General features: G+C 67.7%; 11 protein-coding genes and 1 pseudogene. 6 read left to right on the forward strand and 6 right to left on the reverse strand.

What is annotated here, in order from left to right:
* Positions 1-73 precede the first annotated feature (73 nt).
* Positions 74-1,540 (reverse strand): glutamate synthase subunit beta, encoded by a 1,467-nt coding sequence (locus tag AC5Y2S_RS04115; protein ID WP_499953950.1) that lies wholly within the window; start codon positions 1,538-1,540, stop codon positions 74-76.
* Complete coding sequence (gltB, locus tag AC5Y2S_RS04120; protein ID WP_499953952.1) at positions 1,533-6,110, reverse strand: glutamate synthase large subunit; 4,578 nt, start codon at positions 6,108-6,110, stop codon at positions 1,533-1,535. Before gltB ends, AC5Y2S_RS04115 begins: the two co-directional genes overlap by 8 nt.
* Before the next feature lie 580 nt (positions 6,111-6,690).
* On the opposite strand from gltB, the gene AC5Y2S_RS04125 reads away from it, so the two are divergent.
* Positions 6,691-7,932: a MinD/ParA family ATP-binding protein gene (locus tag AC5Y2S_RS04125; RefSeq protein ID WP_499953954.1), complete on the forward strand. Its 1,242-nt coding sequence runs from the start codon at positions 6,691-6,693 to the stop codon at positions 7,930-7,932.
* On the opposite strand, the gene sigI is transcribed toward AC5Y2S_RS04125, so the two are convergent.
* Positions 7,929-8,804, reverse strand: a complete 876-nt coding sequence (gene sigI, locus AC5Y2S_RS04130; RefSeq protein ID WP_499953956.1) for an RNA polymerase sigma factor SigI — start codon at positions 8,802-8,804, stop codon at positions 7,929-7,931. The genes AC5Y2S_RS04125 and sigI overlap by 4 nt on opposite strands.
* A gap of 110 nt (positions 8,805-8,914) precedes the next feature.
* Here sigI and AC5Y2S_RS04135 point away from each other — a divergent pair, with 110 nt between their 5' ends.
* The 4 genes from AC5Y2S_RS04135 (at position 8,915) to phoU (ending at position 11,607) form a co-directional block, all read left to right on the forward strand.
* Positions 8,915-9,763 carry an NAD(P)H-binding protein gene (locus AC5Y2S_RS04135; protein WP_499953958.1) on the forward strand — a complete coding sequence of 283 codons (849 nt, stop codon included), beginning with the start codon at positions 8,915-8,917 and terminating at the stop codon, positions 9,761-9,763.
* A 1-nt stretch (position 9,764) separates the two neighbouring features.
* Complete coding sequence (locus AC5Y2S_RS04140) at positions 9,765-10,229, forward strand: nitroreductase family deazaflavin-dependent oxidoreductase (protein WP_499953960.1); 465 nt, start codon at positions 9,765-9,767, stop codon at positions 10,227-10,229.
* 234 nt (positions 10,230-10,463) lie between these two features.
* Positions 10,464-10,814 carry a WhiB family transcriptional regulator gene (locus tag AC5Y2S_RS04145; RefSeq protein WP_499953962.1) on the forward strand — a complete coding sequence of 117 codons (351 nt, stop codon included), beginning with the start codon at positions 10,464-10,466 and terminating at the stop codon, positions 10,812-10,814.
* 130 nt (positions 10,815-10,944) lie between these two features.
* Positions 10,945-11,607, forward strand: coding sequence for a phosphate signaling complex protein PhoU (phoU, locus tag AC5Y2S_RS04150; protein WP_499953963.1), 663 nt, complete (start codon positions 10,945-10,947; stop codon positions 11,605-11,607).
* A 9-nt stretch (positions 11,608-11,616) separates the two neighbouring features.
* On the opposite strand, the pseudogene AC5Y2S_RS04155 reads toward phoU, so the two are convergent.
* Positions 11,617-12,384, reverse strand: a pseudogene (locus tag AC5Y2S_RS04155) (AAA family ATPase); the annotation flags it as partial.
* A gap of 86 nt (positions 12,385-12,470) precedes the next feature.
* On the opposite strand from AC5Y2S_RS04155, the gene AC5Y2S_RS04160 reads away from it, so the two are divergent.
* On the forward strand, positions 12,471-12,872 hold the full coding sequence (locus AC5Y2S_RS04160) for a recombinase family protein (protein WP_499953964.1): 402 nt from the start codon (positions 12,471-12,473) through the stop codon (positions 12,870-12,872).
* Here AC5Y2S_RS04160 and AC5Y2S_RS04165 read toward each other — a convergent pair.
* Together AC5Y2S_RS04165 and AC5Y2S_RS04170 are read right to left on the reverse strand one after the other, a co-directional pair.
* Positions 12,826-13,458: a hypothetical protein gene (locus tag AC5Y2S_RS04165; RefSeq protein ID WP_499953966.1), complete on the reverse strand. Its 633-nt coding sequence runs from the start codon at positions 13,456-13,458 to the stop codon at positions 12,826-12,828. The genes AC5Y2S_RS04160 and AC5Y2S_RS04165 overlap by 47 nt on opposite strands.
* A 27-nt stretch (positions 13,459-13,485) precedes the next feature.
* Positions 13,486-13,659 carry a hypothetical protein gene (locus tag AC5Y2S_RS04170; RefSeq protein ID WP_499953967.1) on the reverse strand — a complete coding sequence of 58 codons (174 nt, stop codon included), beginning with the start codon at positions 13,657-13,659 and terminating at the stop codon, positions 13,486-13,488.
* Positions 13,660-13,821 lie beyond the last annotated feature (162 nt).

Consider the following 13,821-nt stretch of genomic DNA (forward strand, 5'->3'; position numbering starts at 1 on the left):
GACAACAATCGTCTGGCAAACGTGGGCAGAAACGCCGAATTGAATTCTTCTGTTTCTGGTGTGACTGATGTGACTACGTCAGCGGCGCCGCGGTGGGCTTGATCGGCGCCGGAAGCGCCGTCGAACCCATCAAGAACCGGTCGACGCCCGCCGCGGCGGCCCTGCCCTCAGCAATCGCCCAAACGATCAATGACTGGCCGCGACCCATGTCACCGGCAACGAATACGCCCGGAACCGAGGTGTCGAAGTCGGCCCCGCGGGCGACGTTGCCGCGCTCGGTGAGCTTCACCCCGAGGTCGGTGAGCAGGCCCTCCTTCTCGGGGCCGACGAATCCCATCGCCAGCAACACCAGATCGGCCTCGAGCTCGAAGTCGGAGCCTTCGACTTTGACGAACTTGCCGTCCTGCATGGTCACCTCGTGAGCCTTGAGCCCGGTCACGTGGCCGTCCTTGCCGACGAACTCCTCGGTGTTGACCGAGAACACCCGCTCGCCGCCCTCCTCGTGCGCCGACGACGTCCGGTACATCAGCGGGTAGGTCGGCCACGGGGTCGACTCGGCGCGCGCGTCCGGCGGACGCGGCATGATCTCGAACTGGTGCACCGCGATCGCACCCTGCCGGTGCACGGTGCCCAGGCAGTCGGCCCCGGTGTCGCCGCCGCCGATGATGATGACCTTCTTGCCCTTGGCGGTGATCGGCGGTTCGCCGTCCGCGTCCAGGACGTCGTCGCCTTCCTGCACGCGGTTGCCCCACGGCAGGAACTCCATCGCCTGGTGGATGCCGTCCAGCTCGCGGCCGGGGATGGGCAGGTCGCGCGCGGCGGTGGCACCGCCGGCCAGCACCACCGCGTCGAAGTCGCCGCGCAGCTGTTCGACGGTGATGTCGACGCCGACGTTGACGCCGGCCCGGAACTCGGTGCCCTCGGCGCGCATCTGCTCCAGCCGCCGGTCCAGGACGCGCTTTTCCATCTTGAATTCCGGGATGCCGTAGCGCAGCAGCCCGCCGATTCGGTCGTCGCGCTCGAACACGGTCACGCTGTGACCGGCGCGGGTCAGTTGCTGGGCGGCGGCCAGGCCGGCGGGGCCGGAACCCACCACGGCGACGGTCTTTCCGGTCAGCTTGTCCGGGGGCAGCGGGACCACGAAGCCTTCGTCGAAGGCGTGATCGATGATCTCCAGCTCGATCTGCTTGATCGTCACCGGGTCCTGGTTGATGCCCAGCACGCACGCCGGCTCGCACGGGGCCGGGCACAGCCGCCCGGTGAAGTCCGGGAAGTTGTTGGTGGCGTGCAGCCGCTCGATCGCGTCGCGCCAACGTCCCCGGCGCACCAGATCGTTCCATTCCGGGATCAGGTTCCCCAGCGGACAGCCGTTGTGGCAGAACGGAATACCGCAGTCCATGCAACGGGTCGCCTGGTGGCGCAGCGTCTCGTCGTCGAAGTCTTCGTAGACCTCGTTCCAGTCGCGCAGTCGCAGCGGGACAGGCCGGCGTTTCGGCAATTCCCGATGCGTGTATTTCAGGAAGCCGGTGGGATCAGCCATGCGCGGCCGCCATGATCGCCTTGTCGATGTCGACGCCGTCGCGCTCCGCCTCGGCGATCGCCTGCAGCACGCGCTTGTAGTCGCGCGGCATCACCTTGACGAAGTGCCGGTGCTGGCCGGGCCAGTCGGCGAGGATGCGCTGGCCGACAGCGGAATCCGTGGCGTCGACGTGCGCCTGGATGGTGCCCCGCAGGTACTCCAGGTCGTCCTCGTCGAGCGCCTCGAGCTCGACCATTTCAGCGTTGAGGTTGTTCGGCAATTCGCCCTCCGGGTCGTACACATAGGCCATGCCGCCGGACATGCCCGCCGCGAAGTTGCGGCCGGTGCGACCGAGGATGACGACCTTGCCTCCGGTCATGTATTCGCAACCGTGGTCGCCGACGCCCTCGACCACCGCGTGGGCGCCGGAGTTGCGCACGGCGAACCGTTCGCCGACGACACCGCGCAAGTAGACCTCCCCGCTGGTGGCGCCGAACAGGATCACGTTGCCGCCGATGATGTTGTCCTCGGCGACGTAGTCGGCCGGCGCGTTGTCCGACGGCCGCACCACGATCCGGCCGCCCGACAGGCCCTTGCCGACGTAGTCGTTGGCGTCGCCGTAGACGCGCAGCGTAATCCCCCGCGGCACGAAGGCGCCGAAGCTGTTGCCGGCGGACCCGTCGAAGGTGATGTCGATGGTTCCGTCCGGCAGGCCTTGGCCGCCATAGGCTTTCGTCAGCTCGTGGCCCAGCATGGTGCCCACCGTGCGGTTGACGTTGCTGATGGTGGTGGAGAAGCGGACCGGCTTGCCGGAATCCAGCGCCTCGCGGCTCATCACGATCAACTGCTGATCGAGCGCCTTGTCCAGGCCGTGGTCCTGCCGGGAGCTGCAGTACAGGTCCTGGTTCATGAACGCCGACTCGGGCTCGTGCAGCACCGGGGCCAGGTCCAGCTTGTGCGCCTTCCAGTGCGCCCGCGCCAGCGTGGTGTCCAGCGACCCCACCTGACCCACGGCCTCGTTGAAGGTGCGGAAGCCCAACTGCGCCATGTACTCCCGCACTTCTTCGGCGATGAACATGAAGAAGTTCTCGACGAACTCGGGCTTGCCGGTGAACCGCTCGCGCAGCACCGGGTTCTGGGTGGCGACGCCGACCGGGCAGGTGTCGAGGTGGCACACCCGCATCATGATGCAGCCGGCCACCACCAGTGGGGCAGTGGCGAAGCCGAACTCCTCGGCACCGAGCAGCGCCCCGATGATCACGTCGCGTCCGGTCTTGAGCTGCCCGTCCACCTGGACCACGATCCGGTCACGTAACCCGTTGAGCAACAGGGTCTGCTGGGTCTCGGCCAACCCCAGCTCCCACGGGGCGCCCGCGTGCTTCTGCGATGTCAGCGGCGTCGCGCCGGTGCCGCCGTCGTGCCCCGAGATCAGCACCACGTCGGCGTGCGCCTTGGACACACCGGCAGCAACGGTGCCCACTCCGTTTTCGGAGACCAGCTTGACGTGCACACGCGCGGCCGGGTTGGCGTTCTTCAAGTCGTGGATCAGCTGCGCCAGGTCCTCGATGGAGTAGATATCGTGGTGCGGCGGCGGCGAGATCAGCCCGACGCCGGGCGTGGAGTGCCGAACCTCGGCCACCCACGGGTACACCTTGTGGCCCGGAAGCTGGCCGCCCTCACCGGGTTTCGCGCCCTGAGCCATCTTGATCTGGATGTCGGTGCAGTTGGTCAGGTAGTGCGAGGTCACCCCGAAGCGGGCCGAGGCGACCTGCTTGATCGCGCTGCGGCGCCAGTCCCCGTTGGGGTCGCGGTCGAATCGCTTGACGTCCTCGCCGCCCTCGCCGCTGTTGGACCGGCCGCCGAGGCGGTTCATCGCAATGGCCAGCGTCTCGTGCGCCTCGGCGGAGATCGAGCCGTAGCTCATCGCCCCGGTGGAGAAGCGCTTGACGATCTCGCTGGCGGGCTCGACCTCTTCCAGCGGAACAGGAGGCCGCACGTCGCCGCGGAACTTCAGCAGCCCGCGCAGCGACGCAAGCCGCTCGCTCTGGTCGTCGACCAGGCGGGTGTACTCCTTGAAGATCTTGTACTGCCCGGTGCGGGTGGCGTGCTGCAGCTTGAACACGGTCTCCGGGTTGAAGAGGTGGTACTCGCCCTCGCGGCGCCACTGGTATTCGCCGCCGACCTCGAGCTCGCGGTGGGCGCGCTCGTCGGGCCGGTCGAGGTAGGCCAGCTTGTGGCGGGCGGCGACGTCGGCGGCGATGTCCTCCAGGGTGATCCCGCTGGTGGGGCAGCTCAGCCCGGTGAAGTACTCGTCGAGCACGTCCTCGGAAATGCCGACGGCCTGGAACAACTGCGCGCCGGTGTAGGAGGCCAGCGTCGAAATGCCCATCTTGGACATGACTTTCAGCACGCCCTTGCCGGCGGCCTTGACGTAGTTGTTCAGCGCCTTGTTGCGGTCGATCCCGTCGATGACCCCGCGGTCGAGCATGTCCTCGATCGACTCGAACGCCAGGTACGGGTTGATCGCCGCCGCGCCGAAGCCGACCAGCGCGGCCATGTGGTGCACCTCGCGGGCGTCACCGGTCTCGACGACCAGGCCGACGTGCGTGCGCGTCCGGTCGCGCACCAGGTGGTGGTGCACCGCCGACACCGCCAGCAACGACGGGATGGGCGCCAGCTGCTCGTCGGACCCGCGGTCGGACAGGATGATGACCCGGGCACCGTCGGCGATCGCCGCCGACGCCTGCGCACGCACCTCCTCGAGCGCGGCGGTCAGCCCGGCGCCACCCTCGGCGACTGGGTACAGGCAGTGAATCACCTTGGACCGCATGCCATGCGGGCGCCCGTTGACCTTGTCGTTCGGGTTGAGGTTGACCAGCTTGGCCAGCTCATGGTTACGCAGGATCGGCTGCTGCAGGACGATCTGGTGGCAGGAGTGCTCGTCCGGGTTGAGCAGGTCGCGCTCGCCACCGGTGGTGCCCTGCAGGCTGGTCACCACCTCCTCGCGGATGGCGTCCAGCGGCGGGTTGGTCACCTGGGCGAACAGCTGCTGGAAGTAGTCGTAGAGCATCCGCGGGCGCTGGGACAGCACGGCAACCGGGGTGTCGGTGCCCATCGAGCCGATCGGCTCGGCCCCGGAGCGCACCATCGGCGTCACCAACAGGTTGAGTTCCTCGTAGGTGTAGCCAAACGTCAACTGGCGCTTGACGAGTCGCTCGTGGGGCATCCGGACATACTCGCCCTGCGGCAGGTCGTCGAGCGGCACCAGGCCCTTGTCGAGCCATTCCTGGTAGGGGTGCTCGGCGGCCAGCTCCGCCTTGATCTCCTCGTCGGCGACGATGCGTCCTTGGGTGGTGTCCACCAGGAACATCCGGCCGGGCTGCAGCCGCATCCGGCGGACCACCTTGGCCGGGTCCAGGTCGAGCACGCCGGCCTCGGAAGCCATCACCACCAGGCCGTCGTCGGTCACCCAGATTCGGGAGGGGCGCAAGCCATTTCGATCCAGCACGGCACCGATGATGGTGCCGTCGGTGAAGGTGATCGACGCGGGACCGTCCCACGGCTCCATCAGCGAGGCGTGGTACTGGTAGAAGGCGCGCCGCGCCGGGTCCATCGACTCGTTGCGTTCCCATGCCTCGGGGATCATCATCAACACCGCGTGGGCCAGGCTGCGCCCGCCCAGGTGCAGCAGTTCCAGGGCCTCGTCGAAGCGCGCGGTGTCGGACGCGCCCGGAGTGCAGATCGGGAACAACTTCTCCACGTCGTCGCCGAAGAGGTCGGTCTTGATCAGCGCCTCGCGGGCCCGCATCCAGTTCTCGTTGCCGGTGACGGTGTTGATCTCGCCGTTGTGCGCGATGCGGCGGAACGGATGCGCCAGCGGCCAGGACGGGAAGGTGTTGGTGGAGAAGCGGGAGTGCACGATGCCCAGCGCACTCGTCAGCCGATCGTCTTGCAGGTCAAGGTAGAACGCCTTGAGCTGCGGGGTGGTCAGCATGCCCTTGTAGATGAATGTCCGGCCGGAAAGGCTTGGGAAGTATACGGTTTCGCGACCGGGTCCGTCCTGTCCCGGGCCTTTCGTGCCCAGTTCGTGCTCGGCGCGCTTGCGGACCACGTAGGCGCGGCGCTCCAGCGCCATCCCGGAGGCGCCGGTCATGAACACCTGCCGGAAGGTCGGCATCGCGTCGCGGGACAGCGCGCCCAGCGACGAGTCGTCGGTGGGGACGTTCCGCCAGCCCAGCACCTGCAGGCCCTCGGATTCGGCGATCTTCTCCACCGCGGCGCAGGCGGCCGCGGCGTCCTTGGACGACTGCGGCAGGAACGCGATGCCGGTGGCGTAGCTGCCCGGCGCGGGCAACTCGAAGTCCACGACTTCGCGCAGGAACGCATCCGGGACCTGAATCAGGATGCCGGCGCCGTCACCGCTGCGCGGCTCGGCGCCCTGGGCGCCCCGGTGCTCGAGGTTGAGCAACGCGGTGATGGCCTTGTCGACGATGTCGCGGCTACGGCGGCCGTGCATATCGACGACCATGGCAACCCCGCACGCATCGTGCTCGAACGCGGGGTTGTATAACCCGACGCGCTTGGGCGTCATATGCACCTGACCCTTCACCAAACGTTCTTCGCTGCCGTTACGAGCGGCCCGGCGGGGCCCCAACCCAGGAGGGTTGCGGGCCTCGGACCCGTTAGGCCCCTTCGGTCTTGCCGATAGGCTGTGCCCCAGGCGGTGATGATCCGTCGTTGGGGATTCGTCCGTGCAGCGTTGAACGGTGGCCTGGAGCTGGTTTCGACAAGTCGTAAAACGATATGACAATACCCGCCTGACATGCCAACTTCGTTAAGTCTAACCGCCAACGGGCAGCGGCGTAAATTCGCAGCGACGGGCGGTCGACGGCGTCGCCGACATGGGAGTTTTGGGCTTGTAGCACCCCGACCCCGGCGCTGATCCTAGCCGACCGGTGGGCCGGATCACCAATTCGTCCCAGTTTGCTGTGATCGCGCCCACGCGTGCCGGGGTCGCCGCGGGGCTTGCTCACCCGCGTGCTCAGCGAACGCCGGAAGCAGTCGCGGCGGGAGGCGGCCCACCCGGCCAAAGTTTGCACGCGCCGGGCGACGTTTCGCCGACGGCGCGTGACCGATACTGGACGGGTACCGGTCCGGCACCCGAGGAGCCCATGAACGAGCGCGACGAATTCCTGCGGGACCGGCTACGGCCCGACCAGGCCGGTGCGCCGGCGCCACGCCCACCCGCTCCCCCGCCCAGGGATCCCCGGACCGCGGCACCGGGTGCGCCGGCGGTTGCGCCCGCGCCCGGCCCGGCCCCCGCGGCATCCCGTCCGCCGGCGCCGCCGCAACAGCCACCCCGTCCCGCGCCGTCTGCCGCACCCGCCCCGCCCCACCCACCCGCGCCCCCGCAGCGCCCGGCGGGCCCGCCCCACCCGCCGCCCCGACCCGCCCCTCCCCCGGTCCCGCCGCCGCAACAGCCCGCACCCGCACCCGTCGCGTCCGCGGCCGCACCCGGGGCGGAGCTGCCCGAGCGCGGGTGGCGACGCGTCCTGCGGCTGGCCACCTTTGGCCTCGTCAAGCTGGGCCCGTCGCCCGCGCAGCGGCAGGAGGCGCAGTTCGAGGCGGCCATCCGAACCGCCCTGCACGGCAAGTACAAGGTCGGCGTGCTGGGCAAGGGCGGGGTGGGCAAGACGTCAGTGGCCGCCAGCGTCGGGTCGCTCTTTGCCGAGCTGCGCCGCCAGGACCACGTGGTGGCGATCGACGCCGACACCGCGTTCGGCCGGCTGGGCTACCGAATCGACCCGCGATCGAACGCCTCTTTCTGGGAATTGACCTCCGACAAGAACCTGCGGTCCTACGCCGATGTGGTTGGGCGCCTTGGCCGTAACTCCGCCGGCCTGCACGTGCTCGGCGGCGAGCCGGCGTCCGGACCGCGGCGGGTGCTCGATCCCGCGATCTACCGCGAAGCCGCGCGCCGGCTGGACCACCATTTCACGATCTCGATCATCGACTGCGGCTCCACGATGGATTCACCGGTGACCCAGGAGGTGCTGCGCGATCTGGATGCGCTGATCGTGGTGACCTCGCCGTGGGCCGACGGGGCCAACGCCGCCGCCCGGACCATGGAATGGCTGTCAGAACAACGGATGACGAGCCTGCTGCGCCGCACCATCGTGGTGCTCAACGATTCCGACGGCCACGCCGACAAACGCACCCGGGCGTTGTTGGCGAGCGAGTTCGTCGATCACGGGCAACCGGTGGTCGAGGTGCCCTACGATCCCCACCTGCGTCCGGGCGGCGTCATCGACGTGACCCGCGAGATGTCCCCGGCGACGCGGCGCAGGCTTCTTCAGGTGACGGCGACGATCGCGGGCTATTTCGCCGCGCGACCGGACCGGGCGGCGCGCTAAGGCCGTTGACCTCCACCCAGGCGCGCCCACGGGTCGGCGACGGCCTCGATCTTCGTCACCAGGCGACCGCGAATCGTCAGCACGATCGACGCGAAGAGGCGCCGCTCGACGAAGGCCAACACCGCGGGTCCGCCCGCGGGCCCGGTGACCAGGGTCACCTCCGGGCCGAGATAGCGCAGCAGGTTGGTAGCCACGGCGTCTGGCCCATGGTTGATCTGCGGCGGCGGCGCCGGCTCGGCCAGGACGGTGCCCACGCCCCAGACCGCCGGATCCAGCACCGCGGTCAACGCGGCGATGTCGCCGTTGGCGCACGCGGTGATGAACTTCTCCGTGACGAGCTGATGCTCGGCCGGGGCCACCTCGCTCAATTTCGGTTGCGCCACAGTGAATTTGCCGCGGGCGCGCCGCGCCAGCTGGCGGCAGGTGCCGACGGGACGGCCGACGGTCTCGGCGATCGTCTCGAACGGGACGCCGAACACGTCGTGCAGCACGAAGGCCACCCGTTCACCCGGACTGAGCCTGCGTAACACCTCCAGCAGCGCGGTACGAACCTCGTCGTCGAGGGTGACCCGGTCGGCCGGGTCCAGGCGTGGCGACGCCGGCTCCTCCTTCACCTCGCCCGGCCGCTCGTAGCGGGCGCGCGCCGAGCGCACCTGGTCGAGGCAGATCCGGCTCGCCACCACGGTCAGCCAGCCGCGGACGTCGTCGATCTCGTTCAGGTCGGCACGCGAGAGACGCAAGAACGCTTCCTGCGCAACGTCTTCGGCGTCGCCGACATCGCCGAGCATCTGATAGGCGAGATTGACCAGATACGGGCGATTGCTGCGCCAGGCTTCGGTGACCTGGTCGCCGGGTGACTGCGACTGGCTCATGAACCTTCGACGAATTGATCCCGCAAAAAGTTACGCGTTTCGACTGTAACTTTCCCACCTCCGGCGCCGTCCTTGGTGCAGCACTGAAAACTCACGGAAGGAACACCCCCATGACGATCGTCGTAACCGGAGCGACGGGCAACGTCGGGCGCCCGCTCGTCGCCGAACTTCTCGCCGCCGGCGCCCACGTCCGCGCGATCACCCGCGCACCCGACACCGCCGGGCTTCCCACCGGCGTCGAGGCGGTCCGCTCGGCTTCGGACGCGCTCGCGGGCGCCTCGGCGATGTTCCTGAATTCCCGCGCACTGGGCCCGGACCTGTCCCGGGTGGTCACGGAGTGCGGCCGCGCCGGCGTCACGAAGCTGGTTGCGCTGTCGGCGATCAACGCCGACGACGACTTCTCCCGGCAACCGTCGCGCTTCCGCGGGGACCGCAACAAGGAGGTCGAACAGCTCGCCGTCGAATCCGGCCTGGATTGGGTGAGCCTGCGGCCGTCGGTCTTCGCAACCAACTTCGCCGGCATGTGGGGAGCGCAGATCCGCGCCGGCGACGTGGTGGCCGGACCATACGCGGCGGCGTCCACGGCGCCGATCGTCGAGCGCGACATCTCGGCGGTCGCGGCGCGGGCGTTGCTCACCGATGAGCTTGTCGGCCAACGGATCCCGCTGACCGGTCCGCAGGCGTTCACCAACGCCGAGCTGGCCGAGGTCATCGGCGACGTGCTGGGTCGCCGGCTGCGCTACGTCGAGGTGCCGGCCGAACTGGTGCGGCAGCGGTTCATCGACATCGGATTCGGCGCCGACTTCGCCGATGCCTACATCGCCATGCTCGCCGAGACGCTCGACAAACCCGCGCTGGTCACCCACGACGTGGAGAAGATCCTCGGCCGGCCGGCGACCCCGATCGCGCAGTGGGTTTCCGAGCACCGCGACCTGTTCGCCCAATCGAACGGAGCCTGACGTGTCCGACCCACGCCCGCCGCGCTACCTCAAGCCGATGAACAAGGTGATGATGGCGGTTCAGCGGCTCGGGATCCCCACCGGACCCGCCATGGTGCTCACGGTGCCCGGCCGCAAGTCGGGTCAGCCCCGCCGCACACCGATGACGCCCTTCGAATTTCGCGGCGGGCTCTACGTGGTGGCTGGCTACCCCGGCGCCGACTGGGCGGCCAATGCCCGCGCCGCGGGCAGCGGCACGCTGAGCCGGGGCCGGCGATCCCGCGAGGTCAGGATCGTCGAACTCGACGCCGACGAGGCGCGTCCGGTGCTGCGGGCGTTCGCCGCCGAGGTGCCGGTCGGGGTGGCGTTCGCGAAGCGCTCCGGGATGGTGCGCGACGGAACCGCCGACGAGTTCGAGGCGCTCGCGGGCCGCGTCGCCGTATTTCGGTTCGAGCCGAACGTCAAACAGCGCGAAAAATCTCTTTGATTTTCTCGCGCCGTGCTTCAGCGAAAGGCCCTCGACTCGATCACCCTCTGCGGCAGGTCGTCGCGCTAGACACGACTTCGCTTTTCCGGCCCACTAACCGCACACCAACCGCAGGGAACGGCTAAATTAGCAACAGACGAATCGCTGCATTGCCGGGTTTTCAGCGGTGACCTCCCGGGAATCAGGGCAGCGTGTTTTGTTGCGGTGAGGGATGCTGAGCCGGGGAGAAGGCCGATGTCAGGTTCACAAGAAGCCGGCCGAAGGCGGCAAGGTGGGGTTTCCCGAGGGGCGCTGCGCAGCGCGGCGGAGGCGGAAGAGACAAGTTGGGTGTCCAGAGCCCTCTGCCGGACCATCGACCCCGACACACTCTTTGTCCGGGGTGCCGCGCAGCGCGAGGCCGCGGCCGTTTGCCGCCGCTGCCCGGTCATGCAGGAGTGCTTAGCGGAAGCGTTGGACAGCCGGGTGGAATTCGGTGTCTGGGGCGGCATGACCGAGCGCCAACGACGGGCCCTCCTCCAGCGGCATCCCGAGATGCCGTCCTGGTCAAAGTTTCTGAGCGAACGACGAAATCGCGGCGCGGGCTGATCTGCGCGCCGCGTCCAATCAGGGCCTGTCGCAACGTGTCTCGCTGCATCGCTGTCCGAGATCGCCGTCCGATTCCTGGGCGAAGCTAACCCGAACAATGGCATAACCTGGCCGGACGTAACCTGGGGCAATGCGCACGGCCTATCACGAGCAGCTAGCCGCCCTCAATGAGCAGCTCGCTGACATGTGCGCGATGGCCGGCGCGGCGATGCAGGACGCCACCCAGGCCCTGCTGCAGGCCGACCTTGCGCTGGCCGAAAAGGTCATCGCCGAGAAGGGCGAGCTCGCGAAGCTGAGCGGCGCCGCCGAAGATGCCGCGTTCGTGCTGCTTGCCCTGCAAGCGCCGGTGGCCGGCGACCTCCGAGTCGTGGTTACCGCGATCAGGATCTGCGCCGATGTCGAGCGCATGGGCGGCTTGGCCGCGCACGTCGCAAAAATCGTTCGCCGTCGCCATCCCGAGCACGTCCTGCCCGAACAGGCCAATGGCTATTTCGCTGAGATGGGCCGTGTGGCGGTCGAATTGGCCGGCGCCGCCGAGGAGGTCTTGCGCACCGGTGACCCCGAAAAGGCTCGGCTTGTCAATCTCGAAGACGACGCGATGGACGACCTGCATCGCGAGCTGTTCACCGAGCTCATGGATCGCGAATGGCAACACGGCGTGGCCGCCGCGGTCGATGCGACCCTGCTGGGCAGGTTCTACGAACGCTTCGCCGACCATGCCGTCGAAATCGCCAGGCGGGTCATCTTTCAGGCCACCGGCAGGTTACCGGGCAGCGCGGATTCCCTCGGCTAGCGGACTTCACTACCAAACGATGGCAGCCATGTCGCGGTTGTCCGAACACACGCTGCGCACCGCCGCCTCGATGTCGGCGGCGGTGATGATCTGCAGGTCCTCGACGGTCACCGGCTGGCCCGACCGCTTCTGGGCGACGACCCGGGTATCGCGGAAGCCCTCGGCGCGCTCGATGACGTTGCGGGCGAACCGGCCGTTCTGCATGGCGTCGATCCCATGCTGACCGCCGGGGGTGGTGTAGTTGCGGATGGTGGTCGCCGCGTCCAAGAACGCCTCCCGCGCGCCGTCGTCGAGCAGGCTGGCCCGGGGCGAGGCGTAGCGTTGCCCGATCTCGACGATCTCGGCCGGAGAGTACGACTCGAACCGGAGCTTGCGGTTGAATCGGCCCGCCAAACCCGGGTTGACGGTGAGGAATTGGTCCACCTGATCCTCGTAGCCCGCGCCGATGAAGCAGAAGTCGAATCGATGGGTTTCCAGTGCGACCAGTAGCTGGTTGACGGCTTCCATGCCGATCATGTCCGGCGTGCCGTCCTGGTGGCGTTCGATCAGCGAGTAGAACTCGTCCATGAAAATGATTCGGCCCAGCGACTTTTCGATCAGCTCGTTGGTCTTGGGTCCGGATTCCCCGATGTAGTGGCCGCAGAAGTCGGACCTTCGGACCTCCCGGATTTCGGGGTGGCGCACGATGCCCATCCCGGCGTAGATCTTGCCCAGCGCCTCGGCGGTGGTCGTCTTGCCGGTCCCGGGTGGCCCCACCAGCAGCATGTGATTGGTCTGCCGTTACGTGAAATGTCAGTGCTCGAAAGATTAGACGTGTCAGCGGGAAAACGTCCCCGTTCGAGCGCCCCCAGCTCGGGGACTGGTTGAAGAACCACCCCGACGAGTTCGACGTTCTGGTGTTTTTCCGGGCCGACCGCGTGGTGCGTCGACTATTCGACCTTGCCGACCTAATCCGTTGGGCGCGTGAGTATTCCGTCGCGCTGCTGTCTGCCGCCAAGTCCCATTTTGACCTGTCGTCGGAGTGGGGCGACATTATCGCCATGCTGGTGGCCAAGGTGGCCAAGATGGAACTGGCGGCCATCAGCGAGCGCAATGCTTCCGCGGCCCGGTTCAATATCCGCGCTGGAAAGTACCGGGTACCGTCCCGGGGATACCTCCCGGACAAGTCCACCGGCTCAGAATCCACCGGGGATCTAATCTCCAAGATCAGCAACGGGCCTACGGGGATGTGGTCGGTGGCGGCGCCGGGTAGACGTACGACCTAATGAATCCGGAGGCGGGCCTGGTGCTCCGATAGCCGAAGGCAAGCTCGGCTCTCACCTGCGCTCCGAGCTCTCTCCGGGTTCGTCTCTCCTCGGGTCGCAGCTGCTGCTCTATCGTCGCCCTCGCGATCAGCTCGCCAGGTGGAACACTTGACGGATTCGCGTCTTGTAGCGGGACCAATCCCGCCTGAGTGATCATCCGCCTGACCACGGTTCGCCAGGCTTCGGTCTTCTCCCGGACCTCATCGGTGCCGAACGCGGCGAGGAGCGCGGCGGTATCGGCTTGAACTTCCAACGGCGGTAGCGGAGTATCTGGCGGCTGTCCCTGCTGGAACAGCGGATAGATCATCTCAGCCCACTGTCCGACCTGCTCTGTCATCTTGAGGAGCTCCAGGTATGCCTTCTCGAGCCGCTCCTGCTCTCGTTCTTCCCGTGCTTGTAGTCGGTCATGGCCGAATTGTTCTTCGAGGGTCTGCGAGAGCTGATCCCGGCTCTGCTTGCCGCTCAGCCACGTGAAGTAGGCGCCTATACCGCCACCCAGCAAGCCGCCACTGGCTGCCGCAACTGGGCTGACCCACTCCCACGCCATAGGCCAATTATGGAGCTGCTGTTGGCCTCATCCAATTAGTTCCAACTCCCAGCGCACCAGATCGAGCGCGGCTCGCATGTCGGGGGCGTCGGGGTCGAGCCCTTCGGCGCGGATCGCTTTGCGTTCATCGTTGTCCATACGGGCTTGGACGTCGTTGGGCCCCATTTGGATTCGCGTCGGGCGACTGATCACAAAAGTCACAGCGGGTGTCTAAACCTCCCAACTCGTCCGTGGACCATGAAAGGCTGGGGCCGCAGCCACACAGCGGGCTGAGAATCGAGTGGAACGAAGTCGGCGAGAGGCGGAACCGCACGGCACGCATACCAACAGCCAGCGAGCCCGACAGCGTGATTGAGCTCGACA

It is taken from the genome of Mycobacterium sp. NGS69 (assembly GCF_059812165.1).